This is a genomic window from Pseudomonas sp. R62 (assembly GCF_000257605.1).
Taxonomy (GTDB): domain Bacteria; phylum Pseudomonadota; class Gammaproteobacteria; order Pseudomonadales; family Pseudomonadaceae; genus Aquipseudomonas; species Aquipseudomonas atacamensis.
This window is the reverse complement of the sequence record NZ_JH635999.1, coordinates 2,181,081-2,185,574: the sequence shown is the minus strand read 5'-3', so window position 1 is coordinate 2,185,574 and position 4,494 is coordinate 2,181,081. Positions and strand designations below refer to the sequence as shown.

Below are 4,494 nucleotides of genomic sequence, written 5' to 3'. Positions count from 1 at the left end.
CTTGGGAGGGGAGGGACATGGGCGGGACCTGCCTGTTTTTTGAGTTCACGAAGAACCCTGTGGGAGCGAGCCTGCTCGCGAAAGCGGTGGATCAGTCACCGTTAATGTTGGATGACAGAATGCATTCGCGAGCAGGCTCGCTCCCACAGGGGCACCAATATTTGCTAGATCGCCTGCTGGCTCTTGAGCGTCTGCTCCAGCGCCTGCACACAGCGCTCTTCGGCTGTGTCCAGCTCGAGCTTCATCTGTTCGATATCGAGCAACTGCTGTTCGAGCTGTTCGCGACGTTCGCTGATTTTCGCCAGCATGCTGTTGAGCTGTTTGGTGTTACCGCCGGACGGGTCGTAGAGTTCGATCAGCTCGCGGCATTCGGCCAGGGAAAAACCGATGCGCTTGCCGCGCAGGATCAGCTTCAGAGTGACCTTGTCGCGCGGCGAATAGATCCGTTCCTGGCCACGACGCTCGGGGCTGAGCAGGCCTTGCTCTTCATAAAAGCGGATCGCCCGGGTGGTGATGTCCAGCTCGCGGGCGAGGTCGGAAATGCTGTAGGTCTGACTGCTCATGAAAGCGCTCGGAAAAGGGGCATGGCGCTAAGCTAATCGGTGGTTTACGTTTACGTCAAGCGGGATGGTTTTGGGGTGTCTGTACAGGCCTCTTCGCGAGCAGGCTCGCTCCCACATTCGACCGCGTTCCTTCAGATGAAATGCAATTCATTGTGGGAGCGAGCCTGCTCGCGAAGAACGATAACGCGGTAAAAAAGCCCTACACCTTCTCCAGCTTCTTCTCCTGCGCCGTCACCTGCTGGCACAACTCGATCATCTGCTCGCGCATCCAGCGGTTGGCCGGGTCCTGGTCGGTGCTTTCGTGCCAGTACAAATGCGTTTCCACCGAGGGCACATCATTCACCGGCAAATTGAACGACTGCAAATCATGGCGGCGGGCGAAGCGTTCCGGCACGGTCATGACCATGTCGGTCTGCTGCATCACTTGCGAAGCCATCAGATAGTGCTGCGAGCGCAGGGCGATCTTGCGCTGGATGCCCATTTTGCCCAGCGCCAGATCGACATAACCCAGACCGCTGCGGCGGCTGGAAATATGGATGTGAGTCAGCGACAGGTAGTCGTCGAGGCTGAGTTTTTCCTTGCCCGCCATTGGGTGGCCCTTGCGCATGGCGCAGACGTAACGGTCGTCCATCAGCTTGACGTGGCGCACCTGCGGGTCGGTATTGAGCGGCGCATCCACGGCGAAATCCAGACGCCCGGCTGCGAGTTCCTTGGTGGTTTCCCGGCGCTTGGACAGAAAGCTTTCGATGATCACCGTTGGCGCGAGGCGGCGCAGGCGCTGGAACAGTGGCGGCAGAATGATTGCTTCCGTCAGGTCGGTCATGCTGATGCGGTAGGTCTTGACCGCCTGCGCCGGGTTGAAGATGCGACTTTCCTGCACCGATACGCGCAGCAGCGACAGGGCGTTGCGCACCGGGCCGATGATGTTCTGCGCCATCGGCGTGGGCACCATGCCCTGAGCGGTACGCACGAAGAGCGGGTCGTTGAAAGTTTCGCGCAACCGCGCCAGCGCGTTGGACACCGCCGGCTGGGTGATCCCGACAATCTGCCCGGCGCGGGTCAGGTTGGCTTCGGTGTAGATCGCGTCGAAGACGATGAAAAGGTTCAGGTCGACCTTGCTCAGATTCATAACGCGGCTTCTCTTGTTATTAAGTGCAAGTGTTTTGGGGCTGACGATCAGCGGATCATATATTGGTGATGAATGTTTATACACGCCGAGAATAGGCTAGGTAAATGATCAGCGCTGTTCTAGCATCGATTGCATGACTTGAACAACCTCTGCCCGAGAAGGTAACTACCCATGGATTTCGCTTATTCGCCCAAGGTTCAGGAACTGCGTGAGCGCGTGACTGCGTTCATGGACACTTACGTTTACCCGGCCGAAGCGGTGTTCGAACGCCAGGTCGCCGAGGGCGATCGCTGGCAGCCGACCGCGATCATGGAAGAGCTCAAGGCCAAGGCCAAGGCTGAAGGGCTGTGGAATTTGTTTCTGCCTGAGTCCGAGCTGGGCGCCGGCCTGAGCAACCTCGAATATGCGCCATTGGCGGAAATCATGGGCCGTTCCCTGCTGGGGCCCGAGCCGTTCAACTGCTCGGCGCCGGACACCGGCAATATGGAAGTGCTGGTGCGCTACGCCAACGAAGAACAGAAACAGCGCTGGCTCGAGCCGCTGCTGCGCGGCGAGATCCGTTCGGCGTTCGCCATGACCGAGCCTGACGTGGCGTCTTCCGACGCGACCAACATGGCCGCCCGTGCCGTGCGTGATGGCGATCAGTGGGTAATCAACGGCAAGAAATGGTGGACTTCCGGCGCTTGCGATCCGCGCTGCAAGATTCTGATCTTCATGGGCCTGAGCAACCCCGACGCGCCGCGTCACGCCCAGCATTCGATGATCCTCGTGCCGGTCGATACCCCCGGGGTGAAGATCGTCCGGCCGCTGCCGGTGTTCGGTTACGACGATGCACCGCACGGTCACGCCGAAGTGCTGTTCGATAACGTTAGGGTGCCGTACGAAAACGTCCTGCTCGGTGAAGGACGCGGCTTCGAAATCGCTCAGGGTCGCCTTGGCCCAGGGCGGATTCACCACTGCATGCGTTCGATCGGCATGGCAGAACGTGCGCTGGAACTGATGTGCAAACGCTCGGTGAGTCGCACCGCATTCGGCAAACCGCTGGCGCGTCTGGGTGGCAACATCGACAAGATCGCCGACTCGCGCATGGAGATCGACATGGCGCGTCTGCTGACGTTGAAAGCGGCGTACATGATGGACACCGTCGGCAATAAAGTGGCGAAAAGCGAGATTGCGCAGATCAAAGTCGTCGCGCCAAATGTGGCCTTGCGGGTGATCGACCGGGCGATCCAGATGCATGGCGGGGCAGGGGTGTCGAACGATTTCCCGCTGGCCTATATGTATGCGATGCAGCGCACCCTGCGTCTGGCCGACGGCCCGGACGAAGTGCACCGCGCGGCGATTGGCAAGTTCGAGATCGGCAAGTATGTGCCGAAGGAGATGCTGCGCAGCGGTCAGTAACACCGCGTCGCCTCATTCACATTCCCCCCAGTCTGATCGTTCCCACGCTCTGCGTGGGCATGCCGCCATGGACGCTCTGCGTCCACTGTGACGCGGAGCGTCACGGGATGCGTTCCTTTGCTGCGCGTGGGAACGATCAGGCGTCAGGATCAATACACCCAAACCTCAACCCGCCGGTTCTTGATCCGCCCCTCATCCGCACTGTTGGTCGCCACCGGCATCAGCGCACCAAAGCCGCGGACTTCGCGCATGACCACACCGTTTTTGACCAGCTCGCGCCGCACCGCCATCGCCCGTAGCTTCGACAGCAGATCAGCCCGCGCCGGGTCATCCTTCAAATCACCAAACCCCACCAGCGTCACCGCCCGCTCGGTCTTGCCATTGCGCTTTATATAGTCGAGCACCCGCGCCAGATCCTGCCGCGCCTTGTTGTCCAGACTGGCGCTGCCCTCGGCAAAACGAAAATTCACTGTCAGACGCTGAGCATGCCGGCTGAGGGATTGGTAACCCTCGGGCATCAGCGCATTCGGCGTCACGCTCATGGCTTGTACGGTCTGGCTGATAAAACCGCTAGTCGCGACGATCGCCTGTCCCTGTGGACTTTGCGCGAACGTTGCCAACGCCTGCGCCCAAGGATTGCGGCTGTCCGGCGGCAGATAAAAGAACAAGCGCCGCGACAGCGGATAATCTTCGGTGGCGATCAGGCTATTCAGCGGCAACATCGCTTGCGAGGCGCCGTCGGCAATCGCCACGGCTTTGGCCTGACGCACGTAAGGCAAGCCGATGAAGCCGATACCTTGCGGATCGTTGCTGACCGCATCGGACAATTGCTCGCTGGATTCGAAACGTTTCGCCGCGCTGCTCAGACTTTTCCCACGCCGGCTCAGGACCAGTTCCTTGAACGTGTCGTACGTCCCGGACTGATCATCCCGCGCATATAAATGGATGGCGCCGCCACGGCTACCGAGTTCTTCCCAGGTTTTCACTTCGCCGGCAAAAATCCGCGCCAGTTGCTCGGTGTTCAACTGCTCAAGCGGGTTGGCCGGGTTGAGGATGATCGCCAGGCCGTCGATGGCAATGACTTGCTCGGCCGCCGGGCTTTTCAGATCGCCGAGGGCTTGCAGAGCAAGCAGTTCGCTGTCCTTGATCTCACGGGAAGAGGCGGCCAGATCGGCGCTGGCGTTTTTCAACGCGGCGAAACCGGTGCTGGAACCGTGGGCGGCGACTTCGATGATTACGCGTTGCCCTTGTGCGGTCTGGCCAACGATGCGTTGTTCGTTGGCGGTGTCCGGGGTTTCGCGGTGGATTTTCAGCAGGCCTTGTTCCTGCAACAGGCCTTCGACCAGCGCCGGGCCGAGTTCGGCGCCGATGGTGTTGGAGCCCTGAATGCGTAATGCCGGG

At 60.3% G+C, this 4,494-nt stretch carries 4 protein-coding genes; 1 reads left to right on the top strand and 3 read right to left on the bottom strand.

Annotated features, from left to right (window positions below; genetic code table 11):
- Window positions 1-164: 164 nt before the first annotated feature.
- Together OQK_RS27630 and OQK_RS27625 are read right to left on the bottom strand one after the other, a co-directional pair.
- The gene (locus tag OQK_RS27630) at window positions 165-563 is read right to left on the bottom strand and encodes a MerR family transcriptional regulator (RefSeq protein ID WP_016775309.1); all 399 of its coding nucleotides are present in this window, start codon (window positions 561-563) and stop codon (window positions 165-167) included.
- A gap of 199 nt (window positions 564-762) precedes the next feature.
- Complete coding sequence (locus OQK_RS27625) at window positions 763-1,692, bottom strand: LysR family transcriptional regulator (RefSeq protein ID WP_016775308.1); 930 nt, start codon at window positions 1,690-1,692, stop codon at window positions 763-765.
- 171 nt (window positions 1,693-1,863) lie between these two features.
- Here OQK_RS27625 and OQK_RS27620 point away from each other — a divergent pair, with 171 nt between their 5' ends.
- Window positions 1,864-3,093 carry an acyl-CoA dehydrogenase gene (locus OQK_RS27620; RefSeq protein ID WP_016775307.1) on the top strand — a complete coding sequence of 410 codons (1,230 nt, stop codon included), beginning with the start codon at window positions 1,864-1,866 and terminating at the stop codon, window positions 3,091-3,093.
- A 149-nt stretch (window positions 3,094-3,242) separates the two neighbouring features.
- Here the strand turns inward: OQK_RS27620 and OQK_RS27615 are convergent.
- On the bottom strand, window positions 3,243-4,494 hold a 1,252-nt coding region (locus tag OQK_RS27615), incomplete at its 5' end, for a substrate-binding domain-containing protein (protein ID WP_016775306.1).

What these genes read in the sequence shown, in the direction of transcription:
- OQK_RS27625 (WP_016775308.1), bottom strand. Translation starts at nt 1,692, where the DNA reads ATGAATCTGAGCAAGGTCGACCTGAACCTTTTCATCGTCTTCGACGCG.
- OQK_RS27630 (WP_016775309.1), bottom strand. Translation starts at nt 563, where the DNA reads ATGAGCAGTCAGACCTACAGCATTTCCGACCTCGCCCGCGAGCTGGAC.
- OQK_RS27620 (WP_016775307.1), top strand. Translation starts at nt 1,864, where the DNA reads ATGGATTTCGCTTATTCGCCCAAGGTTCAGGAACTGCGTGAGCGCGTG.